The organism is Pantoea sp. B623 (assembly GCF_024814475.1).
Taxonomy (GTDB): Bacteria; Pseudomonadota; Gammaproteobacteria; order Enterobacterales; family Enterobacteriaceae; genus Pantoea; species Pantoea ananatis.
Genome location: NZ_JANUXM010000004.1, coordinates 3,369,527 through 3,396,521 on the forward strand (window position 1 = coordinate 3,369,527; position 26,995 = coordinate 3,396,521).

The window sequence follows — 26,995 nt, forward strand, 5'->3', positions numbered from 1 at the left end:
GCGGCTTCAGGATCAGGCCGCGCAGGTTGGCCTGCTGTTCAGAGGCCGCCGGGTGCTCAGCGCCCCTTTGCCAGATAACGGGCCATTTCGTCTTCCGGCACCATTCCGCCGCCCGTTGCCCAGACCAGATGTGTCGCCTGACCTAACTGCGCCGCGGTAAAACCGTGCATTTGCAGGTAAGCTGTGGCACTGCAGACGCGCTGGGGGCCAGCCATACCGGCAAGGGCCGAGGGCTCCAGCCGCAGGTCTTCTTCCTGCGCCAGCCAGCTCAGCATGTCGTACAGGCTTTGATCGTCAAGCGTATAGAGCCCGTCCAGCAGGCGCTGCATGGCCCGGCCAACGAAGCCGGAAGCGCGTCCGACCGCCAGTCCATCGGCTGCCGTGATATTGTCGATGCCGATGTCCTGTACCGAAATACCCTCGTGCAAACCCGTGCAGATGCCCAGCAACATGCAGGGAGAGTGGGTGGGTTCAGCGAACAGGCAGTGAACGTGTTCACCAAAAGCCAGCTTCAGACCAAAGGCGACGCCGCCGGGCCCACCGCCCACGCCGCAGGGTAAATACACAAATAACGGATGATGGCGGTCAACCACGCGGCCCTGCTGTTCAAACTGAGCCTTCAGGTGCTGCCCGGCAACGGCATAACCTAAAAACAGGGTGCGGGAGTTTTCATCGTCGATAAAGAAACAGTCCGGGTCGGACTCTGCCGCTTTACGTCCTTGCTCTACCGCTACGCCATAATCCTGTTGATACTCAATTACCGTGACGCCGTGACTGCGTAGTTTGGCTTTCTTCCATTCGCGGGCGTCCGCCGACATATGCACGGTAACTTTAAAGCCAAGACGGGCGCTGATGATGCCAATCGACAGGCCAAGATTGCCGGTTGAGCCCACGGCAATACTGTACCGGTTAAAAAATTGCCTGAACGAAGGCGAGAGTAGCCTGCTGTAATCCTCTTCCCGGGTCAGTAAACCTGCATCCAGTGCCAGTTTCTCGGCATGGGTCAGCACTTCATAAATCCCACCACGCGCTTTGATTGAGCCAGAAATTGGCAGGTGGCTGTCTTTCTTCAATAGCAGCGTACCCGCAATGTGTTGTCCGTATTCTCTTTGTAGCCGCGCCTGCATCGCCGGTATGGCTACGAGCTCCGACTCAATAATTCCTCCCGTGGCGGCCGTTTCAGGAAAGGCCTGTGCCAGAAAAGGTGCAAACCGCTTCAGACGTGCATGTGCCTCTTCAACATCCTGGGCCGTCAGGCCAACATGGGGTAAGGCTTCTGCGACGGTGGTCGTGGCGGGATTAAACCAGGTGGTTTCATTGAGCGCAATTAAATCCGCGACCTGCGGAAACTGAGTGGTCAGTGTAGCAATATTGTGGTTATTCATAGCAGACCTTGTGATGTCCGAATGAATTATCAAAACAGAAATATAGCGGCAAGAGCAATAGCTGCGGCCTGAACAGGGTTCTGTCTGAGTGGCAAAACGCGATAACAGCTTAAAAAGAGGGAGAGAAGGAGAGTTGACTACGCTGGCGGTTGAGCGAATTTCAGAAACAAAAAAACACCCTTTCAGGTGTTTAAAGTGGTTGCGGGGGCCGGATTTGAACCGACGACCTTCGGGTTATGAGCCCGACGAGCTACCAGGCTGCTCCACCCCGCGTCCGATTGCGCATAGCGACTTTCACATTGTCTCTTCTGTATGAGCAAAATCACAGAAGAATTGGTTGCGGGGGCCGGATTTGAACCGACGACCTTCGGGTTATGAGCCCGACGAGCTACCAGGCTGCTCCACCCCGCGTCCGATTGCGCATAGCGACTTTCACATTGTCTCTTCTGTATGAGCAAAATCACAGAAGAATTGGTTGCGGGGGCCGGATTTGAACCGACGACCTTCGGGTTATGAGCCCGACGAGCTACCAGGCTGCTCCACCCCGCGTCCGTGGATGCGCACTATACTCCGCACGATGATTGTTGCAACCCCTTTTTGCCCTAAAAGGCTAAATTTGCTGTTAATTGATGAAGGATTCCTCCATTTGGTGATTTATTGCGCCGATATCCGTTATGACGAAACAGGATGGATTTCATTCTGATGACGGCTTTGCTATCGTCGCGTGGCGAACAGTTATAAAAAGAGATGAAGATGAAAGGACGTTGGGCGAAGTACGCACTTACTGGCGCATTTTTAGCGCTGCTGGCTGGCTGTAGCGGTAAGCCAACCGATCGGGGTCAGCAATATAAAGACGGCAAACTGGATCAGCCCCTTGCGCTGGTCAATCAACCTAATGCTAAAGGCCGCCCGGTTAACGGCCGGGACTTTGGTGAACAGGTCAGGCAGATTCAGTCTGCCTCCTCTGGCCTGTTTCTCCGTAACAACAGTACTTACAGTGCGGTAGAAAACTGGCTGATAGCCGGCGGCGATACGCGCCAGCTGCGCCAGTTTGGTCTGGACGCGTTTCAGATGGAAGGCACAGACAATTACGGCAACGTGCAGTTCACCGGGTACTACACGCCAGTCGTTGAGGCACGTTACACCCGTCAGGGTGAGTTCCAGTATCCCATTTACCGGATGCCGCCACGTAAGCGCGGACAAAAGCTGCCAAGCCGTGCTTCTATATATAGTGGTGGGTTGGACGATCGCTATGTGATTGCCTGGAGTAATTCACTCATCGATAACTTTATTATGGACGTACAGGGGAGCGGCTACGTTGATTTTGGCGACGGGCGTCCAATGCGCTTTTTTGGTTATGGCGGAAAAAACGGCTGCGGCTATCATAGCATCGGTAAAGAGCTGATCGATCGTGGCGAAGTGAAGCGAGAAGACATGTCCATGCAGGCGATTCGCCAGTGGGCTGAGGAGCATTCTCCGCAGGAAGTGCGTGCGCTGTTAGAAACCAACCCTTCATTTGTGTTTTTCAAACCTGAAGACTATGTGCCGGTGCGCGGTGCCAGCGCTGTACCTTTGGTGGCGAAAGCTTCTGTGGCATCAGACCGCTCACTGATTCCTGCCGGAACGGTGTTGCTGGCAGAAGTGCCGCAGTTAAATGAAAAAGGGAAATTTAACGGTAAATATGAGATGCGAATGATGGTGGCGCTGGATGTTGGCGGTGCCATCAAAGGCCAGCACTTCGACATTTATCAGGGCGTGGGCCCGGATGCCGCTCATCTTGCCGGTTTCTATAACCATTATGGACGCGTATGGGTGCTTAAATCTGCCCCTGGCGCCGGTCAGCCGCTGTTCAGCAATGCGCAGGGCGGCAACAACGGCACCCTGTTGTTGGGTGCTAACTAATTTTTGATGTGGCGGGCGTTCTGGCCCGCACTCTGTAACAGGTTTGACTATGAAAGTGTTAAACGATGCCTGGCACCAGCGCTTTGGTGGCACGGCACGTCTTTATGGCCAGCAGGCTCTGCAGCGGTTTGCGGATGCGCATTTCTGCGTCATTGGGATTGGTGGCGTAGGTTCCTGGGCTGCAGAGGCATTGGTACGCACCGGTATCGGCAGGATTACCCTGATCGATATGGACGATGTCTGCATCACCAATACCAATCGTCAGATACATGCGATCCATGGCAACGTGGGTAAAGCCAAGACGGAAGTCATGGCGGATCGCCTGCGCGCCATTAATCCTGATTGTGAAGTGGTGTGCATTGATGATTTTATTACGCCGGAAAACACGGCGACCCTGCTGACGGGCGATATCGATTACGTGATTGATGCCATTGATAGCGTGCGGCCCAAAGCCGCGCTGATTGCCTGGTGTCGGCGCAACAAGATCCCGCTGGTCACTACCGGTGGCGCAGGCGGCCAGATCGATCCGACACAAATTCAGGTCACCGATTTAGCCAAAACGATCCAGGATCCGCTTGCGGCCAAACTGCGCGAGCGCCTTAAACAGTTTGGTGTCGTGAAGAACAGCAAAGGCAAGCTGGGCATCGACTGCGTATTTTCTACTGAGGCGCTGGTTTATCCGCAGGCGGATGGCACGGTTTGCGCCTCACGCAGTACGGCAGAAGGGCCGAAAAGAATGGACTGCGAATCCGGGTTTGGCGCGGCAACGATGGTGACGGCCACCTTCGGCTTTGTTGCGGTATCCCATGCCCTGAAGAAGTTTCTGGCGCGCGCGGCGCGCCAGGCTTAACCCTGATACCGTTGGGCACTCTGCCGCACGGCGTCAGCCAGCGCTTTCAGGCCACTGCTGCGTGATGCGCTAAGCTGAGCGCGCAGGCCCAGCGCCTCAAACAGATCGAGCGGATCGGACGCCAGCAACTGAGCTGGCGTCTTGCCTTCAACGGCGGTTAGCAACACGGCCAGCAGACCGCGCACGATACGACCTTCGCTGTCTCCATAGAAGTGCAGGGTACCCTTCTCCCCCAGTTGGCTGCCGAACCAGACGCGGTTTTCGCAGCCGCTCAGTTCGATATCCGCTGTTTTTAACGCGTCAGGCAACCCGGGTAACTGCCGTCCCAGTAAAATCAGCTGCCGGTAGCGATCTTCCCACTGATGAAAGCGGGAGAAGGTAGCCTGTAAATCAGCCGTGGTGATTTCAGCGCCGAATGGGTGAGGCGCTAACAGCGGTGTGTTCATTATTAAAACTCCGATAAGAGATCGATGGCGCTGCGCATGGCGCGCAGCAGGGCATCGACATCCTGAAGATTATTATAAGGTGCAAACGAAACGCGCAGCGTGCCGTCAACGCCTAATGCCGCCATCAATGGCTGAGCGCAATGCTGACCCGCCCGCAGGGCGATACCGTGCTCGGCCAGAAGCGTCACGATGTCGCTGTGATGAATGCCTTGAATGTCGAAGGCCAGCAGGCTGGCACTGCCACAGCGGAAGCTACGAAAGCCGGGCAGTTCAGCCAGTTGCTCCTCGGCCAGGCTGGCAAGCTGCTGGCTCCACATCTCGGCTTTGCGCATATCCAACTGCTTCAGCCAGCCGAGCGCGGCGCTTAACCCGGTAACGCCAGCAACGTTGGGTGTGCCCGCCTCGAAACGCCAGGGAACGGGCTGCGGCGTAAAGCCGGTAAAATCGACCTGTGTCAGCATCTTTCCGCCGCCCTGTAAGGGAAGCATCTCTTCCAGCTGTTCCGCTTTTCCGTACAGCACGCCAATGCCCATTGGCCCGTAGAGCTTGTGGCCGGAAAAAGCATAAAAATCAATATCCAGCGCCTGCACATCCGGTGGGCAATGCACCACGCCCTGAGCGCCATCCACCATGACTTTTGCGCCTGCTGCGTGGGCCAGCGCAATGGCCTGCGCTAGATCGGGACAGCCGCCGGTCACGTTAGACATCTGCCCGACCGCCAGCAGCCGGGTCCGGTTGTTAATCAGCGCAGGCAGCAGTGAGATATCCGGCAGGCGATCGGCACCAATCGGCCATTTCACCACCCGCGCGCCGCTGGCCTGCGCAACCATCAGCCAGGGCACTAGATTCGCATGATGTTCTGCCTCACTGACAATTATCTCATCGCCAGGCTGTAAACGCGGCGCTAACCAGCCATGCGCCACCAGGTTTATCGCATCAGTGGTGCCGCGCGTCCATACGACCTGGCGATCGCTGGCGGCATTCAGCCAGTGTGCCACCATGCTACGCGCCTGTTCGTACTGCTCCGTTAACTGGCGGGCAGCAGCAAACTGGCTCCGGTGAACGGTGCCAGCGCTCAGGCTGTAGAATTGCTGCGTCGCGTCTATCACCGTCTGCGGTTTCAGCATGGTGGCGGCACTGTCAAGATAGACACCGGCATCGTTTAGCGCAGGAAACTGCTGACGAAATGAAGAAGGGTTGAAGGCGCTCATACGTGGCTCACAGGTTGTTAATTTTCAGGTCCAGGCTGAAAGATGGCTGTCTGTCTGGCAAAGCTGGAAAAGCGGGTTATGCTGAGTATTGCAAGGTATAAACTTAACCCGCATGGCGAGACGACCTACTTACAGTCGATCGCACTTGACCGTTTCTTTGGTCAGCGTAACGCGGGGGGTTTGGTGCAATCAATCTGCAAGGAGATAGAAGATGAAAAAACTCGCCGCAATGCTGGCCATTTGTACAATGGCCTTTACCCTGGCTGCCTGTTCAAGCAACTACGTGATGCATACCAATGATGGACGCACTATCGTCGCTGAAGGCAAACCAAAGGTCGATACTGACACCGGTATGATCAGCTATAAAGATGCGAATGGCAATGAGCAGCAGATTAACCGTTCAGATGTGAAAGAAATGGTTGAAATGAAGTAATAAGCCCATAAAAAAAGCACCGCAATTTGCGGTGCTACTCAATATCACAATGGACAGACAGGGTAAATCTACAGGAATTAAAAAAGCTTGATCTGTAAAGGTCAGACCAAAATTGCAAACACAACATCACGACCACAAGCCAAAAGCTTTCAGAAAATCTGCGAACTCACTCACAAATCTAAAAACTTTTCGTTCCGGCTCAGGAAGTAGCGCAACTATAGGTATTTGCTGGAGCTTCATCAACGGACAATTTATAATGTCTCGGATTATAAATTCTAATACGTAAAGCCTTTGTATTAGTTCGCGTATTTTTTGCCAGGCTGGCTATGGATAACCATGTCAAAACGTCTTCCTCCCCTTAATGCACTGCGGGTTTTCGATGCCGCAGCACGCCATTTAAGCTTTACCAAAGCGGCTGAAGAGCTGTTTGTCACCCAGGCTGCCGTCAGCCATCAGATCAAATCACTGGAAGATTTTCTGGGATTAAAGCTGTTCAGGCGGAGGAATCGTTCGCTTTTGCTCACGGAAGAGGGGCAAAGCTACTATCTGGACATTAAAGAAATCTTCTCTGCCCTGAATGAAGCCACGCGCAAGCTGCAGGCACGCAGTGCCAAAGGCGCGCTCACGGTCAGTTTACTGCCGAGTTTTGCCATTCAATGGCTCGTGCCGCGCCTCTCCAGCTTTAATCTGGCTTATCCGGGAATCGATGTCCGTATCCAGGCCGTTGACCGCGATGAGGAGAAACTGGCCGACGATGTGGACGTGGCGATTTTCTATGGTCGGGGCAACTGGCCTGGCTTACGGGTGGAAAAACTCTACGCAGAATACCTGCTGCCGGTCTGTTCTCCGGCGTTGATGACCGGGGAAAATCCGCTTAAAACCCCTATGGATCTTGCTCGCTTTACTCTACTGCATGATGCGTCGCGTCGTGACTGGCAATCCTATATTCGCCAGCTCGGCGTTCAGCATATCAACGTTCAACAGGGCCCCATCTTCAGTCACAGCGCCATGGTGTTGCAGGCGGCGATTCATGGTCAGGGCGTGGCATTGGCCAATAACGTTATGGCGCAGAGCGAAATCGAAGCGGGGCGGTTGATTTGTCCGTTTAATGACGTTTTAGTGAGCAAAAATGCTTTTTATCTGGTTTGTCATGACAGCCAGGCAGAACTGGGTAAAATAGCCGCCTTTCGACAGTGGATCCTCGCTAAAGCGGCAACCGAACAAGAAAAATTCCGCTTTCGTTATGATCAGTAACTTTTTGATTTTTTTGCAGGGACCTGCAAACGCACCTTGAGGATAGATTGATGTCCAGACGTGCCATGTTTATTTTTGCGGCCATCAGCGGCTTTTTCCTGGTGGCATTTGGTGCTTTTGGTGCTCACGTGTTGAACAAAACGCTGGGAGCCACTGAAATGGCCTGGATTCACACCGGGCTGGAATATCAGGCTTACCATACGCTGGCTGTACTGGGGCTGGGTGCGGCAATGCTGTATCGCTGTAACATCTGGTTTTACTGGAGCAGTGCGTCTATGGCGCTGGGAACCGTATTATTTAGCGGCAGCCTCTATTCACTGGCGCTGTCGCATTTAACGTTTTTTGTATTTATCACGCCAGTCGGAGGCGTATTCTTCCTCGTCGGCTGGCTATTGATGTTGATTGGCGCACTGCGTCTTAAAACCAAGGCAGAACGCCATGAATAAAGTTTTACTGTATTGCCGCTCCGGCTTTGAAAAAGAGTGTGCGGCAGAGATTAGTGCGAAAGCCGCAGAGCGTAACGTCTACGGCTTTCCACGGGTAAAAGAAGAGGCCGGTTATGTGCTGTTTGAATGCTATCAGCAGCCCGATGCGGAAAGGCTGATTCGGGAACTGCCATTTGAAACCCTGATTTTCGCCCGCCAGATGCTGGTTGTCGGCGAGCTGCTGCGTGACTTGCCCCAGGACGATCGTATTTCGCCGATCGTTGGCATGTTGAGCGGTGTGGTCGAGAAAGGCGGCGAGCTGCGTGTTGAGGTGCCTGACACCAATGAAGCAAAAGAGCTCACCAAATTCTGCCGCAAGTTTACCGTTCCCCTGCGTGCCAGCCTGCGTGAGAGCAAAATTCTGCTTAATTACGAGAGCCCAAAACGCCCGGTCGTGCACGTGTTCTTTATTGCTCCCGGTACCTGTTACGTGGGCTATTCGCTGCCAGAAAACAATTCCCCCTTTTATATGGGCATTCCGCGTCTTAAGTTTCCCTCTGATGCGCCAAGCCGTTCAACGCTTAAGCTGGAAGAGGCTTTCCACGTTTTTGTGCCCGTCGACGAGTGGGATGAGCGGTTAGCCAGCGGCATGTATGCGGTGGATCTGGGCGCCTGCCCTGGCGGCTGGACGTATCAGCTGGTACAGCGCAGCATGATGGTCTACGCCGTGGATAACGGCCCCATGGCACCGAGTCTGATGGATACCGGACAGGTCTTTCACGAACGCGAAGACGGTTTCCGCTTCCGCCCACCGCGCACCAATATCAGCTGGCTGGTCTGCGACATGGTGGAAAAACCGGCTCGCGTGGCCAATCTGATGGCGGACTGGCTGGTGAATGGCTGGTGTCGTGAGGCCATTTTCAACCTGAAGCTGCCCATGAAGAAGCGGTATGAAGAAGTCACGCAGAATCTGGCCATGATCGAGCAGCGCCTCACGGAAAATGGCATTAATGCGCAAATTCGTGCACGCCAGCTCTACCACGATCGTGAAGAAGTAACGGTGCATATTCGTCGTATCTGGGCCGCGGTCGGTGGCCGTCGCGACGAGCGCTAATCGAACCGATCGGGCGCGATGGTGCCCGATCGGTTGACCATGCTAGTCACCGCTGTAACGCAGTAAATTCAGATTTCCTTCCAGCACCAAATCCTGTTTCAGCCGGGCGACGTCGCGGCTGATGAACGCCATCTCTTGCCCTGTCTGCAGTTTATTGCGCCATTTGGTGGGGACCTGATCCAACTGTTGGTAAAGCGATTCCAGTGAGCCAAACTGCTGCAGCAGTTCCCGGGCGCTTTTGGGGCCGATGCCCGCGATACCCGGGATTTTACTGCTGCTGATGCCGCATAATCCCCAGTAGTCGGGCAGCATAGTGGGCGCAACGCCAAACTCCGTTTCAATAAACGGCAAATCCAGCCAGCGCTTCTGAAAATAATCGCGGATGCGAATGTCCGGCGCCAGTAGCTGACAGTAGCCTTTGTCGGTGGAAACGATAGTGGCCTGATGGCCCGCCCGCGCCATTTTTACCGCCAGCGTGGCCGCCAGATCGTCGGCTTCATCCTGTTCGGCAATCCAGCAGCTCACGCCCACGGCCCGAAACGCCGCCTGCAAAGCGGGCATTTCAGCCTGCAAATCTTCCGGCATGGGCGGGCGACCGCTTTTATAGTCGGGCAGCAGCTGATGCCGCCATCCCTGATGGCGCGCTTCACCGTCAAACACGGCCACAACGTGAGAAGGACGCGTGTGGCCGAGAAGCTGGCGCAATGCCGCCACGCAGCCGTCCACACAGGGAGAGCCTTGAACGGCGTGAAGGCGGCGAATGAGATTGAGTGCATCAACAATAAGTAAGTGATGTGACATAAGGTAAGGGCAGCCCAGCGGCTGCCTCCTGATTTACTTAATGATTTCGTAGCACGGGATATAGGCAGTACCTGGCAGTTTCATACGCTGCTGCGCCACAAAGCCCTGTAGCAGTTCATCCATGCGGTGCATGATGTCGGCATCACCGTGCAGTTTATAAGGGCCTTTTTCCCGGATCTCACGGATGCCCATCTCTTTAACGTTACCTGCCACAATGCCCGAGAACGCCCGGCGCAGGTCGGCTGCCAGTTTTTCCGGCGGCTGGTTAGTGTAGAGATTGAGATTGGCCATATTTTCATGCGTTGGCATAAAGGGCACCTGCAAATCCTGCGCGATGCGGATAGACCAGTTAAAGCTGTAGGCATCACCCGTTTCGCGGCGGTGTTCTTTCACCTGCGGCATCGCTTTTCTCATCAGGCGGGCCACCTCGGCGGCATCATCAATAATGATCTGATAATGCTTACGTGCCTGCTCCCCGAGCGTGCTGACAATAAAGTCATCCAGCACACGGAAATAGTCGGCGCTTTCCTTCGGCCCGGTCAGAATGAGCGGCAGAACCTGATGCTCATTTTGCGGATTCATCAGAATGCCCAGCAGGTAAAGAAACTCCTCTGCCGTCCCCACGCCGCCAGGGAAAATAATGATGCCATGTGCAATGCGTACAAAGGCTTCCAGACGTTTTTCGATGTCCGGCATGATGATCAGTTCGTTCACCAGCGGGTTAGGCGGTTCAGCCGCGATAATCGACGGCTCGGTTAAACCGATAAAGCGGCTGTCGCGGTAGCGTTGCTGTGCATGGCCTACCGCCGCCCCCTTCATGGGCGCTTCCATCACGCCCGGGCCACAGCCGGTACAAATATTCAGTTCACGCAGGCCCAACTGCGTACCGACGTTACGACAGTACTGGTATTCCACCGCGTTAATCGAGTGGCCGCCCCAACAGACAACGGTATTGGGATATTCGCCCACGTGTAATGCCCGGGCATTACGCAGAATAGAAAACACGGTGTTGGTAATCATGACCGAATCGTTGTCTTCTGCGCAGGGTAACCGGCCGGAACTGGCTAACTGGCCGTTAACAAACAGGATATCGCGCAGCACGGCAAACAGGTTAGCCTGCAGTGAACGAATAATATGGCCGTCAACAAAGGCCTCTTCGGGGGGATTGATCAGTTCAAGCTTGATGCCGCGCTCGCGGCGCAGCACGTTAATATCGAAGTTCTCAAAGCGGGACAGGAGCTCGTGGCTGCTGTCAGTCTGGCTGCCAGAATTGAGCACGGCGAGCGAGCAGTTACGGAAAAGTTGATATAAATCGCTGCTGGCTGTGCGCTTCAGCATATCTACTTCCAGTTGGGAGAGCAGATCCATAGAGCCAAGAGGGCTGACATGTGTAATCAAATGAACTCCTTTGCACCCGCTGGGGTGATGGCTGACACTGCAAATGCAGTGACGAAAATCCCTGGTTGGCAATCCACTGTATGCCGCCTTGCCCAGAGTAGCCTTGTCGGCAGGGCTGACTCAAGTGGAACGCTATAGTTGACCGGCAGCCTGAGAAATACCTCGCAAACTACTGACGAACCAGACGAGAATGACCCGGCGTAAAGGGCACATTACTGCGCCATGGATTAATATCCAGTCCGCCCCGACGCGTATAGCGCGCGTAAACGGTGAGCTGTTCGGGCTGACAAAAACGCATCAGGTCATTGAAGATACGCTCAACGCACTGTTCATGAAACTCATTATGTTGACGAAATGAAATGATGTAGCGCAGCAGCGCTTCGCGATCGAGCCGTGGGCCCTTATAGCGAATCATCACCGAGCCCCAGTCAGGCTGATTCGTGATCAGACAGTTGGACTTCAGCAGGTGACTGACCAGCGTTTCTTCCACCTGTTCCTCACCGGCTGCGTCAATCAGATAATCGGCATTAAAGGCATAATCTTCAATTTCGATATCCTGCTCATCTATGCAGTAGCCTGCAAAGTGTCCCACAGGTTGACCTTCAATTTCATTCAACCGAAACAGCGCGACGCGCACCTCGCCTTCGGCACAGACACGCAGATCCTGCTCCAGCGTCTGGCGCACCTCGCCCCAGTCTGCGAACCGCGTCTGGTTAAAGCTGTTAAGATAGAGTTTGAAACTCTTGGACTCGATAAGATTACGACTGTGGGCGTCCAGCACCACTTCGCCAACCGCCACCTGCGGAACGCCTTTGCTGTTGAGCCAGGAGAGTTCATACAGCGTCCAGATATCGCCTCCGGTAAAAGGCAGGTTATCAGGATAAAGGCCGAGTGGTTCGCGGTTCATGCTGCGCGGAACGGCCTGTAATAAGCTGTTGTCATAGCGATCGTGATAAGCTGTGGGCTTGCCAAGCGTCAGGTTGCTGAGCGCCGGATCCGGCTGATAAGAAGACATAACGGTTACCACTGAGGTCATCAAAGTGAGTAAGTGTAACCTATCAGAAGTGAGAATTTGAATGATGCAGCAAACGGCTGAAGCGTTAACTGATTTTACCACCCGATACTGTCTGCACTGGCAGCAGAATAATGGCCATGCACCGGCCAGTAGCGATCTTTATGGCGTTCCTTCACCCTGCCTGATTGAAAATCGTGGCGAGCGGGCGCTGTGGCAACCGCAGCCCTTTAGCCTGCCGCCGTCTCTGGATGCCGTTGAACGCGCGCTGGATATCCAGCTCCAGCCGCAGATTACCGCATTTTATACCCACCAGTTCGCGGGAGACATGCGCGCCACTCACGACCAAATCAGGTTAACGCTTCTGCAGGTCTGGAGCGAAGAGGATTTTGTCCGACTGCAGGAAAATCTGATTGGTCATTTAGTGATGCAGCGCCGGCTGAAGCAGGCGCCGACGCTGTTTATCGCGACAACGGATTCCGAAGAAAACATTATCTCGCTCTGTAACCTGAGCGGACATGTCATTCTCGAAACCCCAGGGCGCAAACATCGCCAGACGCTGGCACCTGATATCCCATCATTTCTTAATGATTTACAACCGCTTAGTGACTAGTTGCAGATATCCGCTATCGGCGGTGTGAGAGATCTCTTACAAGCTCTGTGAGAGATCGCTCTATCCTTCACGCAGTGATCATTTCGGAAAGATGTAAAAATATTGTAAATCATTAACTTATTAGCTGCGCTGATGAGCGCTTTTCATAAGATATCGTTATAAGGCGTTTTACCACCTTGTGCTCTGAGTAATTTCTGACGAGAATATCACTCGCGGACAGGATGTCCTGGACAACAGGAGCCGTCAGGATGACGGTAGCCAGGAGGCCGGAGCGTAACGGAGTTTACGTCACAAGGAAGGCTTCAGGATGAAGCAGGACACTCTGGATTGAGTTAAAGGACACCTCCAGGACGGAGAATGAGAGCCCCTCAGAAGAGGTGGCGGGCCTGGATGCTAAGGATTTGTCAGGATGATGCGCGAATGGAATTCGCACGGGAAAAGTTGTCACGGATGAGCAGGGAGCACTAACGTAGCGGGAAAGCTGCAAACGAACCGGGAGCACTGTTTAATACAGTGCTCCCTTTTTTTATGCCTGCGGGTTATGCTTGCCGCCCATTTTTATCCGGTCAGAGGTGAAGCATGATGCTGGAACACTTAATTTTGCAACGACTCGAACAGGTCGAAGCGATAATGCGCGAGCACGATCTCTGGCAGTCTGTTGCGCCAGACGATCACGCGTTCACCAGCCAGCAACCTTTCTTCCTTGATACGCTTCAGCCGCTGGAATGGTTACAGTGGGTGCTGATACCGCGCGTTCAGGCCATCATTGGTGCCGGGCAGCCGTTGCCGAAGAACGTCGCGATCGCCCCCTATTTTGAAGTGGCGTTAACGCCCGGGCAGCCCGGTCGTGCCCTGCTGGTGTTGACGTTAAAGCAGCTGGATGCCCTTCTGGAGGATGAGTCTGCCTGATGTTAGAGATCATTTATCAGGATGCGTGGCTGGTGGCGGTGAACAAACCCGCCGGTTGGCTGGTCCACCGTAGCTGGCTTGATCGCCATGAAACGCAGTTTGTCATGCAGACGGTACGCGACCAGATAGGCCAGCATGTTTTCACGGCGCACCGGCTTGATCGCCCCACATCGGGCGTTCTGCTAATGGGCCTGTCCAGTGAGGTGGGCCGCCTGCTTTCCCAGCAGTTTGAGCATCATCAGATGGAGAAGACCTATCATGCCGTGGTGCGCGGCTGGCTGGAAGGCCGCGATCGGCTGGATTATCCGCTTGTCGAAGAGCTGGATAAAATTGCCGACAAATTTGTCAGCGACCCCCGCGCGCCTCAGCCTGCGGTGACCGATTACGCCTCACTGGCAACCGTAGAGATGCCGGTCGCAGTGAGTCGTTATCCCACTGCGCGTTACAGCCTGATTGAGCTCAAACCCAAAACCGGACGCAAGCATCAGCTGCGTCGGCATATGTCTCATCTTCGCCATCCCATTATCGGCGATTCGGCCCATGGCGATTTGCGTCAGAATCGGGGGGCGGCTGCACACTTTGGCGCAAATCGTTTAATGTTGCATGCCAGCAGCTTGTCGCTCAGCCACCCGGTGACGGGAGAACCCCTGGTTATTCGCGCCGGACTTGATCTTGTCTGGCAACGGGTGATGGATCAGTTTGGCTGGCAGGCCTGTATGCCGGATGTGCCACGGGTTGAGTTTATGGCTGGCTCAGGTCAGGATAGCGGGACGGAATAAAGGGGAAAAGAAATGGCGAAAATTGGTATTTTTGTAGGCACCGTTTATGGCAATGCATTACTGGTTGCAGAAGAAGCAGAACCGGCATTGCAGCAGCAAGGCCATGACGTGAAGATTTTTGAAGATCCTACGTTAGCCGAATGGCAAAACTATGCGAATGATGTCGCCTTAGTGATTACATCAACCACCGGTCAGGGCGATTTCCCGGATACTATTTCTGGCCTGTTCCATGACGTGCAGGACAAACTGGGCCACCAGCCAGGGCTGCGCTACGGCGTTATTGCCTTGGGCGACAGCAGCTACGAGAATTTCTGCGGTGCGGGTAAGCGCTTTGATGCCCTGTTACAGGAGCACCAGGCTAAACGGGTAGGTGAGGTTCTGCTGGTTGATGCCACGGAACATCCAGAACCTGAATCCGTCACCACGCCGTGGGTTGAGCAGTGGGGCAAGCAGCTCTGATAAGATCAAGGCTGCTATGCTGTTCCGCTGCCGTCCGGATTACACCGGCGGCAGCGGTGTTACGATAACAGGATTCTGCGTACAGCGCGTTCCGTCATTGCCCTGCGCGCCCCCGTTTCTCAGGTTATCGGCGCGGGATTAAATACGGCCAGCTGATTACGAATTCCCCAGCGATCTGACCAGGTTTGCTTTCTGCCACTGGCAATGTCCAGTATCAATTCAAACAACCGCCAGCCAACCTGCTCAATGGTTTCCTCGCCTGTTGCAATCGTGCCAGCATTGATGTCCATCAGGTCATGCCAGCGCTCGGCCAGCGCGTTACGGGTAGCCATTTTTATCACCGGGATTGCCGCCAGGCCATACGGGGTTCCTCTGCCGGTGGTAAAGACCTCCAGGGTGATACCTGAGGCGAGCTGCTGCGTGCCGCACACAAAATCGCTGGCGGGCGTCGCGGCAAAAATCAGTCCACGTCGTGTCGGACGCTGTCCGGGCGACAGAACCTCCACAATCGGGCTTCGGCCTGATTTGGCAATGGAACCCAGGGCTTTTTCCACCACGTTTGCCAGCCCACCTTTCTTGTTGCCCGGTGAGGGATTGGCGCTGCGATCGGTTTTGCCTTGATCAAGGTAGCGGTCATACCATGCCATCTCTTCAATCAGCCGCTGACCCACTTCCTGATTGATCACGCGCGGTGTCAGTAAGTGAATGGCATCGCGCACCTCGGTGACCTCAGAGAACATAACGGTCGCGCCGCTGCGCACCAGCAGGTCGGAAGCAAAGCCCACCGCGGGATTCGCCGTCACGCCAGAAAAAGCATCACTGCCGCCGCACTGCATGCCCACGACCAGTTCCGAGGCAGGGCAGGTTTCACGCTGGCGCTGGTTAAGCCGTTTCAGATGGCGCTCTGCGACCTGGAGGATCTCATCCACCATGGCGCCAAAGCCCACCAGCTTCTCATCCTGCAAACGCACAATATCCTCCTCATCCAGCGAGATGGGCTGCACGTCGGGCGTACCGGTCAACAAGCGCTCAGGTTGTAATTTTTCACAACCCAGACTGACTACCATGATCTCCCCGCCAAAATTCGCGTTAAGGGCCAGGTTGTGGACGGAACGGATAGGAATAACCGCCGCAGGCGCGTTGATTGCCACGCCGCAGCCGTAGAGATGATTTAGCGCAACCACGCCGTCCACATTGGGATAACGGGGCAGCAAATCACGCTCTATCATTTGCACCACATAATCCACCACGCCCGCCACGCAGTGAACGCTGGTGGTAATGCCCAACAGGTTACGGGTGCCCACGCTGCCGTCAGCGTTGCGATAGCCCTCGAAGGTATAACCTTCAAGCGGCGGTAAGTCAGGCGGCACGTTATTCGCCAGGGGCAAACTCTGCAAATCCGGTGCGTCCGGAAGCGCAATGAGTGACTCATCGATCCAACTGCCTTGGGCAATATCACGAACGGCAAGGCCAATAATTTCACCATAGCGCAACACAGGCTGACCCTGAGGAATGGCAACCAACGCCACCTTATGCCCCTGCGGTACATGTTCGGTTAGTGTTAATCCATCTTTAAACGTGGTGCCCGCAGTCAGCCCCTGGCTGTTTACCACAATCGCAACGTTATCGTTTTCGTGAACTTTAATGTAAAGCGGCTGCTCTTTTGAAATGGGGTTCATCGCTCACCTTCCAGTGCGTAGCGCCTTGCTGGTACGGCGCATTCATTATGAGACGTCAGGTGTCACAGGTTCGGTATTTGCCACCGTCAGTATAAGAAGGTGTTACCGCCTGCACATTGTGCAATTGACCTATATTCGGCTGAGAGATGACGCGGTTTTATTATCTTTTTACTAAATCAAGTGAAGATTCTCACAAAGCCGCTTATCAACGCCTGTTTGGGCGTGCTTATTGTGACTTTTTACAAATAACGTGAAACGTCCCGCAGCAGTTTATGCATTAGCCCAAAAAATCATCGTTCATTCACCTTATTCCAGGGTGATGTTCCAATGCCTCACCCAAACCCGCTTCCTATACTGATTTCCGTTTTCCCGATCAGGTTATTCGTCACGACGCATTATCGGTTTGCCATTAAAAAAAATCGCCGTGTTTAACCTACATCTCTCTGATACCCAACGCGATGTGTATGCAGTCAGAGCGAATGTAGCTTTCGCTATATTTCAGGAGTGCATCATGAGTAGTTATCACCAGACAACGGAGGCGGTACAAAAACGGACGAACGCGCGTTACTGGATAGTGGTCATGCTATTTATTGTGACCTCATTCAACTACGGTGACCGCGCCACGTTGTCTATCGCGGGTTCGGCCATGGCAAAAGAAATTGGCCTCGATCCCGTGGGGATGGGGTTTATCTTCTCTGCTTTTTCATGGGCCTATGTCATTGGGCAAATCCCCGGTGGCTGGCTGTTGGATCGCTTTGGTTCTAAGCGCGTCTATTTCTGGAGTATCTTTCTTTGGTCGTTGTTTACCCTGCTGCAGGGGTTCGTGGACGTGTTCAGCGGCTACACCATCGTCATGGCGCTGTTTATGCTGCGCTTTATGGTCGGGCTGGCGGAAGCCCCTTCATTCCCGGGTAACAGCCGTATTGTGGCAGCCTGGTTTCCGGCTCAGGAGCGCGGCACTGCCGTGGCGATTTTCAACTCCGCACAATACTTCGCGACGGTAATTTTCGCGCCCATCATGGGCTGGTTGACCTCCGCGGTGGGCTGGGCGCACGTGTTCTGGTTTATGGGAGGGCTGGGCATTATTTTGAGCTTTATCTGGCTCAAAGTGATTTACGATCCCTGCGATCATCCCGGCGTGAACAAAGCGGAGCTGGACTACATGGCGGAGGGCGGCGCGCTGATCAATATGGATCAGAAAAGCGAGAAGCAAAAAGTCAGCTTCAGTGATAAGTGGTTCCAGATCAAGCAACTGCTGCAGTCGCGCATGATGATCGGTGTCTACATTGGCCAGTACTGCATCAACGCTCTGACCTACTTCTTTATCACCTGGTTTCCGGTTTATCTGGTGCAGGCAAGGGGCATGTCGATCCTTAAAGCGGGCTTTGTCGCCTCGGTGCCTGCGCTGTGCGGCTTTATCGGTGGCGTGCTCGGCGGGGTGATCTCTGACTGGCTGATGCGCAAAACCGGCTCACTCAATATCGCCCGTAAAACACCGATTGTGCTCGGCATGTTGCTCTCGACGTCCATGGTGGTCTGTAACTATGTCGAGACGGACTGGGTCGTGGTGCTGTTCATGGCAACCGCCTTCTTTGGTAAAGGGATTGGCGCGCTGGGATGGGCAGTCATGGCGGACACCGCACCGAAAGAGATTAGCGGCCTGAGCGGCGGTCTGTTCAATATGTTCGGTAATGCATCCGGCATTATTACCCCCATCGCGATCGGCTACATCATTGCCTCTACCGGTTCTTATAACGGCGCGCTGGTTTATGTCGGTATCCACGCGTTCGTTGCCGTACTCAGCTACCTGGTGCTGGTGGATAACATCAAGCGCATTGAGCTGAAAACACGCTAAGGAGCCTGCATGAATACGCAATCGACGCCCGTTATTACGACTATGCAGGTGGTCCCTGTGGCTGGCTACGACAGTATGCTGCTCAACATTGGCGGGGCACACAATGCCCGCTTCACGCGCAATATCGTGATCCTGACCGACAGTGCAGGACACACCGGGCTGGGTGAAGCACCGGGGGGCGAAACCCTCTATCAGACCTTAGTCGAGGCCGCGCCGCAGGTGATCGGTCAGCAGGTCGCCCGTATGAACCGGCTGGTGCAGAAGATTCATCAGGGGAATCAGTCCGCCGATTTCGAGACTTTTGGCAAAGGGGCCTGGACCTTTGAGCTGCGCGTCAACGCGGTCGCGGCACTGGAAGCCGCACTGCTGGACCTTCTGGGACAATGCCTGGGCGTGCCGGTCGCCGAACTGCTTGGACCGGGTAAGCAGCGCGATGAGGTGACGGTTTTAGGCTACCTGTTCTACTTAGGCGATCGCCGTAAAACCGATTTGCCTTATCTGACGGGTGAGAAGGCGCAGCATGACTGGTATCACCTGCGCCATCAGGAAGCGCTGAATAGCGAGTCGGTTGTCCGGCTGGCCGAGGCGGCGCAGGATAAATACGGTTTCAAAGATTTCAAACTCAAGGGCGGAGTGCTGCCGGGCGAACAGGAGATCGCCACCGCGCAGGCGCTGAAAAAGCGCTTCCCCGAGGCGCGCATCACCGTCGATCCTAACGGCGCGTGGTGGCTGGACGAGGCGATCGGATTCTGTAAGGGCATGCAGGATGTCCTGACCTATGCAGAAGATCCCTGTGGCGCCGAGCAGGGTTATTCAGGGCGCGAGGTGATGGCCGAGTTTCGTCGTGCGACCGGATTACCGGTCGCCACCAACATGATCGCCACCAACTGGCGTGAAATGAACCATGCGCTGATGCTCAATGCTGTCGATATCCCACTGGCCGATCCGCACTTCTGGACGATGAGCGGCGCCGTTCGTGTCGCGCAACTGTGCGATGAATGGGGCTTAACGTGGGGCTGCCACTCGAATAACCACTTTGATATTTCTCTCGCGATGTTCACCCACGTCGGTGCCGCCGCGCCCGGTAATCCCACCGCCATAGATACGCACTGGATCTGGCAGGAGGGCGATCAACGCCTGACAAAAGAGCCGCTGCAGATCCGTCAGGGCAAAATCACGGTGCCAGATGCGCCTGGCCTGGGTATTGAACTGGATTGGGAACGACTCCGCCTGGCAAACGAACACTACAAATCACTGCCGGCGGGCGGACGTAATGACGCCACAGCCATGCAGTACTTGCTACCAGGCTGGACATTTGACCGTAAACGGCCGGCCTTTGGCCGGGCCTCTGCTTAAGGGATAACAGATGAATACCACACCAAAAATTACCGCCATGCAGGTCATCCCGGTTGCCGGCTATGACAGCATGTTACTGAACCTGAGCGGCGCACATTCGCCTTTTTTCACCCGCAATATCGTGATCATTGAAGACAACGCAGGCCATACTGGCGTAGGTGAAATTCCCGGTGGCGAAAAGATTCGTCAAACCCTGGAAGAGGCTGCCGCGCTGGTGGTGGGCAAAACGATTGGCGAATATAAAAACATCCTGAGCCAGGTTCGCGCCACCTTTGCCGATCGCGATGCCGCTGGGCGAGGTAATCAGACCTTTGATCTTCGCACCACCATTCACGTGGTCACCGGCATCGAAGCCTCACTGCTGGATCTGCTGGGGCAGCATCTGGGCGTCAATGTCGCCTCGCTATTGGGCGACGGACAGCAGCGCGACAAAGTCGAAATGCTGGGTTATCTGTTCTACGTTGGCGATCGCAACAAGACCTCGCTGGCCTACCAGCATCAGGACAACGATACCTGCGACTGGTATCGCCTGCGCCATCAGGAAGCGCTCACGCCGGATGCCGTGGTGCGGCTGGCCGAAGCGGCCTATGAAAAATACGGGTTCAACGATTTTAAACTTAAAGGCGGCGTGCTGAGCGGCAGTGATGAGGCAGAAGCGATTACTGCACTCGCGAAGCGCTTCCCCCAGGCGCGCGTCACTATCGATCCCAACGGTGCCTGGTCGCTTGACGAAGCCATTACGCTAGGTAAGCAGCTTAAAAACGTCCTCGCCTATGCAGAAGATCCCTGTGGCGCAGAGCAGGGCTATTCGGGGCGTGAAGTGATGGCCGAGTTCCGGCGCGCTACCGGTCTGCCGACGGCGACGAATATGATCGCCACTGACTGGCGTCAAATGGGCCACACGTTGTCATTACAGTCGGTGGATATCCCACTGGCCGATCCGCACTTCTGGACGATGCAGGGTTCCGTGCGCGTGGCGCAAATGTGCCACGCGTTTGGCCTGACGTGGGGTTCGCACTCCAACAACCATTTCGATATTTCACTGGCGATGTTCACCCATGTTGCCGCTGCCGCACCGGGCAAGATCACCGCTATTGATACCCACTGGATCTGGCAGGAAGGCAATCAACGACTGACGAAAACGCCTTTCCAGATTGAAGGCGGCATGGTCGCAGTGCCGCAGGCACCGGGCCTGGGCATTGAACTGGATATGGACCAGGTCATGCAGGCTAACGCGCTGTATCAAAAGCATGGCCTTGGCGCACGTGATGATGCTCAGGCCATGCAGTTCCTGATCCCACAGTGGACGTTTGATAACAAGCGTCCGTGCCTGGTGCGTTAACTTTTTTGGGCTTCCTTCAGGAAGCCCGTTCCACAGGAGTCAAATCATGAGTAATACAGCCTGGCCAAATGAATTCCGTCGCCGCCTGCTGGCAGGTGAAACCCTGATCGGCAGTTGGTGCGCCCTGGCAAGTCCTGTTTCGACCGAGGTGTTAGGGCTGGCCGGATTTGACTGGTTAGTTCTGGATGGCGAGCACGCACCGAACGATATCACCACGTTTGTTCCCCAGCTAATGGCGCTGAAGGGCAGCCGCAGCGCGCCGGTGGTGCGTCCACCCTGTAATGAACCGGTCATCATTAAGCGCCTGCTGGATATTGGTTTTAATAACATCCTTGTTCCCTTCGTCGAGAACGAAGACGAAGCCAGACGTGCAGTTGCCTCCACGCGCTATCCGCCTGCCGGAATTCGCGGCGTGTCGGTTTCCCATCGCAGCAACATGTACGGCACGGTGCCGAATTATAACGCCACCATCAACGACAACATTTCGGTGCTGGTCCAAATAGAAACCCAGCAGGCTGTCGACAACATTGACGCCATCGCCGCCGTTGACGGCGTGGACGGCATTTTTGTCGGGCCGGGCGATCTCTCTGCCGCACTCGGCTATCTCGGGCAGCCGGCCCATCCGGAGGTGTTAACGGTCATCAAACACATCTTTGAGCGGGCAAAAGCGGCCAACAAGCCCAGCGGCATTCTGGCACCGGTGGAAGCCGATGCCCGTCGCTATCTCGAATGGGGCGCAACCTTTGTTGCCGTTGGCAGCGATCTCGGTGTTTTCCGCAGTGCCACGCAGGCGTTGTGCGACAAATTTAAAAAGTAATCATCCAGGAGAAACGACATGAAAATTGGCTTTATTGGCCTGGGCATCATGGGCAAACCAATGAGTAAAAACCTGCTGAAAGCCGGTTATTCACTGGTGGTACGCGATCATAATGCAGAAAGCGAAGCCGAGCTGGTGCAGCTGGGGGCGACCACAGCGGCGAATGCCAAAGAACTGGCGCAACAGTGCGATGTGGTGATCACCATGGTGCCAAATTCCCCACAGGTGAAAGAGGTTTGCCTGGGCGAAAACGGCATTATCGATGGCGCGAAACCGGGCCTGATTGTGATCGATATGAGCTCCATTGCGCCGCTGGCGAGCCGTGAAGTCCACGATGCGCTGGCAGCAAAGCAGATTCACATGCTGGATGCGCCGGTGAGCGGCGGCGAGCCCAAAGCGATTGAGGGGACGTTATCCGTGATGGTGGGCGGCGATAAAGCCGTGTTTGACCAGTGCTACGACATCATGAAAGCCATGGCGGGATCGGTGGTTCATACCGGCGATATCGGCGCAGGTAACGTGACGAAGCTGGCAAATCAGGTCATTGTAGCGCTAAATATTGCCGCCATGTCTGAAGCCTTGTCGCTGGCGACCAAAGCGGGCGTCAGTCCGGAACTGGTGTATCAGGCGATTCGTGGCGGTCTGGCGGGCAGCACCGTGCTGGATGCCAAAGCGCCCATGGTGATGGACCGCAACTTTAAGCCGGGTTTCCGCATTGATTTACATATCAAGGATCTGGCTAACGCGCTGGATACCTCGCACAGCCTTGGTGCGCACCTGCCGCTGACGGCGGCCGTGATGGAAATGATGCAGGCGTTGCGTAATGACGGACAGGGGAGTGCCGACCACAGCGCGCTGGCCTGCTATTATGAGAAATTAGCAAAGGTTGAGATCTCTCGCTAATGCCTTGCCCGGCTTCTGTGGAGGCCGGGCCGATTTCACGCTCTGATCGTTAATTAATACCGCCTGGATTGCCTATGAAAATCGTAATCGCACCGGATTCATATAAAGAAAGTCTTTCGGCCCTGGAAGTGGCATCGGCAATCGAAGCGGGGTTCCGTGAGGTTTTTCCCGATGCCCATTATGTGAAAATACCGGTTGCTGATGGTGGTGAAGGCACGGTGGAAGCCATGGTGGCTGCGACCCAGGGAAAGTGGGTCAGGTTAAAGGTCACCGGTCCGCTGGGTGAACCTGTCGAGGCGTTTTACGGCCTGTCGGGTAATGAAGATACCGCCTATATCGAGATGGCGGCGGCCAGCGGCCTGGAGCTGGTACCGGCAGCGCAGCGGGATCCCCTGATCACCACCTCGTTTGGGACTGGGGAGCTAATTAAAAACGCGCTGGATAAAGGCGTCCGACACATCATTATCGGTATCGGTGGCAGCGCCACCAATGACGGTGGTGCTGGCATGATGCAGGCGCTGGGCGCTCGCTTGCTGGATAAACAGGGCGAGCAAATTGGTCGGGGAGGTGGCGCATTGCCTGACCTGGCAAGCATTGACGTTACCGGACTGGACCCGCGCATTCGGCAGTGCCGCGTTGAAGTGGCCTGCGATGTAACCAATACGCTGACGGGCGATCACGGTGCCTCTGCGGTGTTTGGCCCCCAGAAAGGCGCGACGCCAGAACGGGTTGAGCAACTGGATCGAGCCCTGACACATTACGCTGCGCTTATTCAGCGCGATTTGGGTATTGATGTGCTGCAGATCAGCGGTGGCGGCGCTGCCGGTGGCATGGGGGCTGCGCTGCACGCGTTTTGTCAGGCGGAATTACGCCGTGGGATTGAGATTGTGACGGAAGCGCTGGGCCTGGAGGAGCAGGTAAAAGATGCCGATCTGGTCATTACCGGCGAGGGACGAATCGACAGCCAGAGCATCAAGGGCAAGGTGCCGATTGGTGTGGCAAAGGTCGCTAAGCGTTTTAATATTCCCGTGATAGGCATTGCCGGTAGCCTGACTGACGATGTCGGTGTGGTGCATCAGCATGGCCTGGATGCCGTATTTAGCGTGCTTTACCGTATTTGCTCGCTGGATGAGGCGCTAAAAGGGGCAGAAAACAATGTCCGTCTCACCGCGCGCAATGTGGCTGCCACAATGAAAATCGCCGGGTTCCACTAAGCGTATTTACGGCCCTTCACCTGACAGGGCCGTTTGTTCTTTCGCAGTATGCCCGGCTAAGGCATGGAGAGGATGCGCCGTGCCTGTCTGGCGACGTTCTCCATTTCATCCTGAAGCTCCAGCAGTTCCGGCTCCAGCGCTTCGATATCGCTTGCCTGATGAAGCTCTTTCTCAAGCTTACGGCACAGTTGTTTCATCCGCGGGACGCCGCTGTAGCTGGCGCTGCCGTGAAGTTTATGAATGATCTCACGCAGGGAGGTCGCGTCGTTGTCGGCGATAAACTGCGCCATTTTACCGTGCACTTCCGGCAGGAATGCCAACAGCATTCGGAGTAAATCCCGCGCCAGATCCGGCTTATTCGCTGCCTGGCGTAATGCCAGCTTCCAGTCCAGCGTGGGTAATATTGGGGGGATCTCGGGCGCCGTGGTGCTCGGGCTGGGCATATAGCGGGCCAGGACCTGAGCGAGCTTGTTTTCATCAATAGGCTTGGCCAGGTAGTCGTTCATGCCGGCCCGGATAAGATGTTCGCGTTCACCGTCAATAGCGTGGGCGGTGACGGCGACTATCGGGGTGGTTGCGTGGTTGGGCAGCGTGCGGATGATCTCGCTGGCCCGAATGCCATCAATATCGGGCATTTGTATATCCATTAAGATCACGTCCAGCACTTGCCTGTGGGCCACACGGATGGCCTGCTCCGCATTATTGCACAGTACGATGTGTTGAACCTGCTCTTCCAGCAGCGCCCCAATCAGCTTGAGGTTAGCGGGATTGTCGTCCACGGCCATCACGGTCAGCGGCAGACGCGGTGAGGCCGATAGTTCGCTGCTGTGACGGGCATGCAGCTCCAGCAGCATCGGCAACAGGCGCGTCTGCGAGACGGGTTTTGCGATGCAGCCATCAATGCCACGCACTTTCAGCTCATCGGCCAGTAACATCATCGGACTCGGCAGCGCCATAATGACCTGGTCGGCGCGCTCCAAAAGCGTATGGATCAGCCTGTCCTCAAGCACCTGCGGCTGGCTGGCGTTGACCGGCATGGCCATTAACACAATGGGATAGCGCGACTGGCTCAGACCCTCCAGGGTTAAACTGTGCTCAACCTGCAACGGCGTGGCACCTAAAATCTCTACCACCGCGCTGGCGACGTCGGGGTTCGCCTCCACATAGGCCATGCGCGTGTTCGACAGTGCATCCAGCACTCGAGGCATACTCGGTGCATTGGGATTGAGGTCCAGTTTAACGCGCACCCAAAAGGTGGAGCCGTGGTTCTGACGGCTGACGAAGGTGATCTCCCCGTTCATTTCCCTTACCAGTTTTTGGGTAATGACCAGGCCCAGCCCCGATCCTCCGTGGCGGCGGGAAATGCTGGCATCCGCCTGGCGAAAGGCCTGAAACAGCTGGGCCTGCTGCTCTTCAGAAATGCCAATGCCTGTGTCGCGAACCTGAATCTCCAGTTCAACATGCGTCGCCGTAATCGTGTGCTGTTCTACCCGTAAATTGATGGTCCCTTTTTCGGTAAATTTAATCGCGTTGCCCATCAGGTTGATCAGGATCTGCTGCAGGCGGAGCGCATCGCCAATCACGTTGTCCGGCACGCTGTTATCGCAGACCACGGTCAACTCCAGCCCCTTCTCATGGGCGGATGGGGCCAGCAAAACCAGGGTTTCATCCAGGGTGGCGCGCAACGGAAAGGGAATGGACTCCAGCATCAGCTTGCCGGCTTCCAGTCTGGAAAAATCAAGCACGTCATTAATGATGGACAGGAGATTGTTGGCCGAGCGCTCAATGGTCAGCATGTAGTCGCGCTGCGTGGTGCGCAGCGGCGTTTTCAACATCTGACGGGTAAAGCCCAGCACGCCATTAAGCGGCGTACGCAACTCATGCGACATATTTGCCAGAAATTCGGATTTGATACGGGCGGCTTCCTGCGCGCGCTTTTTGGCCAGATCCAGCTCGACGTTCTGAATCTCCAACTGCTCCAGCGTTTCCCGCAGGTCCCATGTGGCCTGATCGATATTGTGCTGCATCTCTTCGTGATAGGCGGTGAGCGACATCGCCATCGCGTTGATACCGTTTTTCAGGATACTCAATTCACCCAGCATATGGCCTTCAACCCGGCTGTCCAGTTGTCCACGACGAATTCGGTCAACGGTGCTAACCATATTACGAATAGGGCCGGTGACGTCCCGCATCAGGCGATAGGCAAACAGCATGGCAATACACAGGCAGAACAGCAGCATCAGGGTAGCAATAAAAACTTCCCGATATTGCTGTAAGCGCACGGATTGCAGATCCAGCTCTATCGCCACATAGCCCAACGGGTTACCTGCGGGTTTGGCATCCTGACCCGGCAGCTCATCCACGGCGTAACGTTCAGAGATAATCGGCTTGCGTAAGATCAGCAGGTTGCCACTGCCTTCAACGGACACATCCTCAGGCAGCGCGCGAATAGCCTGCTTGCTTTCCAGACTCAGGTTTTGGTGATTATTAGAGGTGACATAAAGCTGATTATTATCGTCGAAAACGGAGATGGCGCGCACGATCCCGGAATGGCGGCGATGCAGTAAACTGACCAGTTCACGCAGCGCGTCACGATTGTGCCATGTCATGCTGTATTCGGTAGAAACCGCCAGCGGTTCGATGATATTGGCCCCGGCATCGATGACCTGGCGCTGCAGCTCATTATAACGATGCACGACAAAAAATGAGCTGAGCAGTAACCCAACCATCAACGTTGGAGCCAAAATTAAAATCATCATTCGCGCCCGCAGGCTGTATTTGGTCATAATAGTCGCCTGCTGTCCGGCATGAACGTCCCTGTGCATCTGCTGAACCTTG

Annotated in this window: 24 protein-coding genes and 3 tRNA genes; 16 read left to right on the forward strand and 11 right to left on the reverse strand. The window is 55.2% G+C overall.

All coding sequences use genetic code 11. From position 1 onward, the window contains the following. Positions 1-56 precede the first annotated feature (56 nt). From dsdA to NXS97_RS17630, 4 genes are all read right to left on the reverse strand, one after another. On the reverse strand, positions 57-1,385 hold the full coding sequence (gene dsdA, locus NXS97_RS17615; protein WP_116220036.1) for a D-serine ammonia-lyase: 1,329 nt from the start codon (positions 1,383-1,385) through the stop codon (positions 57-59). 196 nt (positions 1,386-1,581) lie between these two features. Next, positions 1,582-1,658 (reverse strand) — tRNA-Met (locus NXS97_RS17620). Positions 1,659-1,719: 61 nt separating this feature from the next. Continuing rightward, positions 1,720-1,796, reverse strand: a tRNA-Met gene (locus tag NXS97_RS17625). Positions 1,797-1,857: 61 nt separating this feature from the next. Next, positions 1,858-1,934 (reverse strand) — tRNA-Met (locus tag NXS97_RS17630). A gap of 204 nt (positions 1,935-2,138) precedes the next feature. Between NXS97_RS17630 and mltA the strand changes: the two genes are divergently transcribed. Both mltA and tcdA read left to right on the forward strand, forming a co-directional pair. Further along, positions 2,139-3,287, forward strand: a complete 1,149-nt coding sequence (gene mltA / locus NXS97_RS17635; protein WP_259232532.1) for a murein transglycosylase A — start codon at positions 2,139-2,141, stop codon at positions 3,285-3,287. A gap of 49 nt (positions 3,288-3,336) precedes the next feature. Beyond that, complete coding sequence (gene tcdA, locus NXS97_RS17640; RefSeq protein WP_014594469.1) at positions 3,337-4,137, forward strand: tRNA cyclic N6-threonylcarbamoyladenosine(37) synthase TcdA; 801 nt, start codon at positions 3,337-3,339, stop codon at positions 4,135-4,137. Here tcdA and csdE read toward each other — a convergent pair. Both csdE and csdA read right to left on the reverse strand, forming a co-directional pair. Continuing rightward, positions 4,134-4,583 (reverse strand): cysteine desulfurase sulfur acceptor subunit CsdE, encoded by a 450-nt coding sequence (gene csdE, locus NXS97_RS17645; RefSeq protein ID WP_014594468.1) that lies wholly within the window; start codon positions 4,581-4,583, stop codon positions 4,134-4,136. The genes tcdA and csdE overlap by 4 nt on opposite strands. A gap of 2 nt (positions 4,584-4,585) precedes the next feature. Then, positions 4,586-5,794, reverse strand: a complete 1,209-nt coding sequence (gene csdA / locus NXS97_RS17650) for a cysteine desulfurase CsdA (RefSeq protein WP_116220035.1) — start codon at positions 5,792-5,794, stop codon at positions 4,586-4,588. Positions 5,795-6,005: 211 nt separating this feature from the next. Here csdA and NXS97_RS17655 point away from each other — a divergent pair, with 211 nt between their 5' ends. The 4 genes from NXS97_RS17655 (at position 6,006) to rlmM (ending at position 9,020) form a co-directional block, all read left to right on the forward strand. Then, positions 6,006-6,227, forward strand: coding sequence for a YgdI/YgdR family lipoprotein (locus NXS97_RS17655; RefSeq protein ID WP_013026969.1), 222 nt, complete (start codon positions 6,006-6,008; stop codon positions 6,225-6,227). Between the two features lie 336 nt (positions 6,228-6,563). After that, on the forward strand, positions 6,564-7,481 hold the full coding sequence (locus tag NXS97_RS17660; RefSeq protein WP_014594466.1) for a transcriptional regulator GcvA: 918 nt from the start codon (positions 6,564-6,566) through the stop codon (positions 7,479-7,481). A gap of 50 nt (positions 7,482-7,531) precedes the next feature. After that, positions 7,532-7,927: a DUF423 domain-containing protein gene (locus NXS97_RS17665; RefSeq protein WP_028715736.1), complete on the forward strand. Its 396-nt coding sequence runs from the start codon at positions 7,532-7,534 to the stop codon at positions 7,925-7,927. Beyond that, complete coding sequence (gene rlmM, locus NXS97_RS17670; protein WP_028715735.1) at positions 7,920-9,020, forward strand: 23S rRNA (cytidine(2498)-2'-O)-methyltransferase RlmM; 1,101 nt, start codon at positions 7,920-7,922, stop codon at positions 9,018-9,020. The genes NXS97_RS17665 and rlmM overlap by 8 nt, the downstream gene beginning before the upstream one ends. Before the next feature lie 42 nt (positions 9,021-9,062). Here rlmM and xni read toward each other — a convergent pair whose 3' ends face one another. The 3 genes from xni to queF form a co-directional block, all read right to left on the reverse strand. Continuing rightward, complete coding sequence (gene xni, locus NXS97_RS17675; protein ID WP_028715734.1) at positions 9,063-9,821, reverse strand: flap endonuclease Xni; 759 nt, start codon at positions 9,819-9,821, stop codon at positions 9,063-9,065. 33 nt (positions 9,822-9,854) lie between these two features. Next, positions 9,855-11,219 (reverse strand): nucleotide 5'-monophosphate nucleosidase PpnN, encoded by a 1,365-nt coding sequence (gene ppnN, locus NXS97_RS17680; protein WP_014605152.1) that lies wholly within the window; start codon positions 11,217-11,219, stop codon positions 9,855-9,857. Positions 11,220-11,388: 169 nt separating this feature from the next. Next, a complete protein-coding gene (gene queF, locus NXS97_RS17685; protein ID WP_072138264.1) occupies positions 11,389-12,234 on the reverse strand; it encodes an NADPH-dependent 7-cyano-7-deazaguanine reductase QueF in 846 nt (281 codons plus the stop codon). A gap of 61 nt (positions 12,235-12,295) precedes the next feature. Here queF and syd point away from each other — a divergent pair, with 61 nt between their 5' ends. The 4 genes from syd (at position 12,296) to NXS97_RS17705 (ending at position 14,991) form a co-directional block, all read left to right on the forward strand. Next, positions 12,296-12,844: a SecY-interacting protein gene (syd, locus tag NXS97_RS17690; RefSeq protein WP_042677904.1), complete on the forward strand. Its 549-nt coding sequence runs from the start codon at positions 12,296-12,298 to the stop codon at positions 12,842-12,844. A gap of 579 nt (positions 12,845-13,423) precedes the next feature. Continuing rightward, positions 13,424-13,753: a YqcC family protein gene (locus NXS97_RS17695; protein WP_116220034.1), complete on the forward strand. Its 330-nt coding sequence runs from the start codon at positions 13,424-13,426 to the stop codon at positions 13,751-13,753. Continuing rightward, the gene (gene truC / locus NXS97_RS17700) at positions 13,753-14,532 is read left to right on the forward strand and encodes a tRNA pseudouridine(65) synthase TruC (protein ID WP_014594461.1); all 780 of its coding nucleotides are present in this window, start codon (positions 13,753-13,755) and stop codon (positions 14,530-14,532) included. Before NXS97_RS17695 ends, truC begins: the two co-directional genes overlap by 1 nt. Positions 14,533-14,544: 12 nt before the next feature. After that, positions 14,545-14,991 (forward strand): flavodoxin, encoded by a 447-nt coding sequence (locus NXS97_RS17705; protein WP_015699618.1) that lies wholly within the window; start codon positions 14,545-14,547, stop codon positions 14,989-14,991. A gap of 119 nt (positions 14,992-15,110) precedes the next feature. On the opposite strand, the gene garD is transcribed toward NXS97_RS17705, so the two are convergent. Continuing rightward, entirely contained in the window at positions 15,111-16,670 is a 1,560-nt protein-coding gene (gene garD, locus NXS97_RS17710; RefSeq protein WP_259232544.1) for a galactarate dehydratase, read from the reverse strand. Positions 16,671-17,181: 511 nt separating this feature from the next. On the opposite strand from garD, the gene NXS97_RS17715 reads away from it, so the two are divergent. The 6 genes from NXS97_RS17715 to NXS97_RS17740 all read left to right on the forward strand — a co-directional run bounded on the left by NXS97_RS17715 (position 17,182) and on the right by NXS97_RS17740 (position 24,157). Then, positions 17,182-18,525 carry an MFS transporter gene (locus NXS97_RS17715; protein WP_014594458.1) on the forward strand — a complete coding sequence of 448 codons (1,344 nt, stop codon included), beginning with the start codon at positions 17,182-17,184 and terminating at the stop codon, positions 18,523-18,525. Positions 18,526-18,534: 9 nt separating this feature from the next. Then, positions 18,535-19,881, forward strand: coding sequence for an enolase C-terminal domain-like protein (locus NXS97_RS17720; protein WP_013026956.1), 1,347 nt, complete (start codon positions 18,535-18,537; stop codon positions 19,879-19,881). Between the two features lie 10 nt (positions 19,882-19,891). Further along, entirely contained in the window at positions 19,892-21,223 is a 1,332-nt protein-coding gene (gene gudD / locus NXS97_RS17725; RefSeq protein ID WP_024471447.1) for a glucarate dehydratase, read from the forward strand. 46 nt (positions 21,224-21,269) lie between these two features. Further along, complete coding sequence (gene garL / locus NXS97_RS17730) at positions 21,270-22,040, forward strand: 2-dehydro-3-deoxyglucarate aldolase (RefSeq protein ID WP_019104734.1); 771 nt, start codon at positions 21,270-21,272, stop codon at positions 22,038-22,040. 18 nt (positions 22,041-22,058) lie between these two features. Continuing rightward, on the forward strand, positions 22,059-22,943 hold the full coding sequence (garR, locus tag NXS97_RS17735; RefSeq protein WP_028715731.1) for a 2-hydroxy-3-oxopropionate reductase: 885 nt from the start codon (positions 22,059-22,061) through the stop codon (positions 22,941-22,943). 74 nt (positions 22,944-23,017) lie between these two features. Continuing rightward, positions 23,018-24,157: a glycerate kinase gene (locus NXS97_RS17740; protein WP_028715730.1), complete on the forward strand. Its 1,140-nt coding sequence runs from the start codon at positions 23,018-23,020 to the stop codon at positions 24,155-24,157. A gap of 56 nt (positions 24,158-24,213) precedes the next feature. Here the strand turns inward: NXS97_RS17740 and barA are convergent, their stop codons facing one another. Then, on the reverse strand, positions 24,214-26,943 hold the full coding sequence (gene barA / locus NXS97_RS17745; RefSeq protein WP_026020900.1) for a two-component sensor histidine kinase BarA: 2,730 nt from the start codon (positions 26,941-26,943) through the stop codon (positions 24,214-24,216). Between the last annotated feature and the right edge of the window lie 52 nt (positions 26,944-26,995).

Excerpts from the sequence above, each read along its gene's own strand:
- rlmM (WP_028715735.1), top strand. The coding sequence starts at position 7,920 with ATGAATAAAGTTTTACTGTATTGCCGCTCCGGCTTTGAAAAAGAGTGT.
- csdE (WP_014594468.1), bottom strand. The coding sequence starts at position 4,583 with ATGAACACACCGCTGTTAGCGCCTCACCCATTCGGCGCTGAAATCACC.
- csdA (WP_116220035.1), bottom strand. The coding sequence starts at position 5,794 with ATGAGCGCCTTCAACCCTTCTTCATTTCGTCAGCAGTTTCCTGCGCTA.
- garR (WP_028715731.1), top strand. The coding sequence starts at position 22,059 with ATGAAAATTGGCTTTATTGGCCTGGGCATCATGGGCAAACCAATGAGT.
- NXS97_RS17660 (WP_014594466.1), top strand. The coding sequence starts at position 6,564 with ATGTCAAAACGTCTTCCTCCCCTTAATGCACTGCGGGTTTTCGATGCC.
- mltA (WP_259232532.1), top strand. The coding sequence starts at position 2,139 with ATGAAAGGACGTTGGGCGAAGTACGCACTTACTGGCGCATTTTTAGCG.
- NXS97_RS17665 (WP_028715736.1), top strand. The coding sequence starts at position 7,532 with ATGTCCAGACGTGCCATGTTTATTTTTGCGGCCATCAGCGGCTTTTTC.
- NXS97_RS17695 (WP_116220034.1), top strand. The coding sequence starts at position 13,424 with ATGATGCTGGAACACTTAATTTTGCAACGACTCGAACAGGTCGAAGCG.
- syd (WP_042677904.1), top strand. The coding sequence starts at position 12,296 with ATGATGCAGCAAACGGCTGAAGCGTTAACTGATTTTACCACCCGATAC.
- queF (WP_072138264.1), bottom strand. The coding sequence starts at position 12,234 with ATGTCTTCTTATCAGCCGGATCCGGCGCTCAGCAACCTGACGCTTGGC.
- NXS97_RS17655 (WP_013026969.1), top strand. The coding sequence starts at position 6,006 with ATGAAAAAACTCGCCGCAATGCTGGCCATTTGTACAATGGCCTTTACC.
- NXS97_RS17740 (WP_028715730.1), top strand. The coding sequence starts at position 23,018 with ATGAAAATCGTAATCGCACCGGATTCATATAAAGAAAGTCTTTCGGCC.
- dsdA (WP_116220036.1), bottom strand. The coding sequence starts at position 1,385 with ATGAATAACCACAATATTGCTACACTGACCACTCAGTTTCCGCAGGTC.
- garD (WP_259232544.1), bottom strand. The coding sequence starts at position 16,670 with ATGAACCCCATTTCAAAAGAGCAGCCGCTTTACATTAAAGTTCACGAA.
- NXS97_RS17720 (WP_013026956.1), top strand. The coding sequence starts at position 18,535 with ATGAATACGCAATCGACGCCCGTTATTACGACTATGCAGGTGGTCCCT.
- garL (WP_019104734.1), top strand. The coding sequence starts at position 21,270 with ATGAGTAATACAGCCTGGCCAAATGAATTCCGTCGCCGCCTGCTGGCA.
- xni (WP_028715734.1), bottom strand. The coding sequence starts at position 9,821 with ATGTCACATCACTTACTTATTGTTGATGCACTCAATCTCATTCGCCGC.
- barA (WP_026020900.1), bottom strand. The coding sequence starts at position 26,943 with ATGACCAAATACAGCCTGCGGGCGCGAATGATGATTTTAATTTTGGCT.
- tcdA (WP_014594469.1), top strand. The coding sequence starts at position 3,337 with ATGAAAGTGTTAAACGATGCCTGGCACCAGCGCTTTGGTGGCACGGCA.
- truC (WP_014594461.1), top strand. The coding sequence starts at position 13,753 with ATGTTAGAGATCATTTATCAGGATGCGTGGCTGGTGGCGGTGAACAAA.
- NXS97_RS17715 (WP_014594458.1), top strand. The coding sequence starts at position 17,182 with ATGAGTAGTTATCACCAGACAACGGAGGCGGTACAAAAACGGACGAAC.
- NXS97_RS17705 (WP_015699618.1), top strand. The coding sequence starts at position 14,545 with ATGGCGAAAATTGGTATTTTTGTAGGCACCGTTTATGGCAATGCATTA.
- gudD (WP_024471447.1), top strand. The coding sequence starts at position 19,892 with ATGAATACCACACCAAAAATTACCGCCATGCAGGTCATCCCGGTTGCC.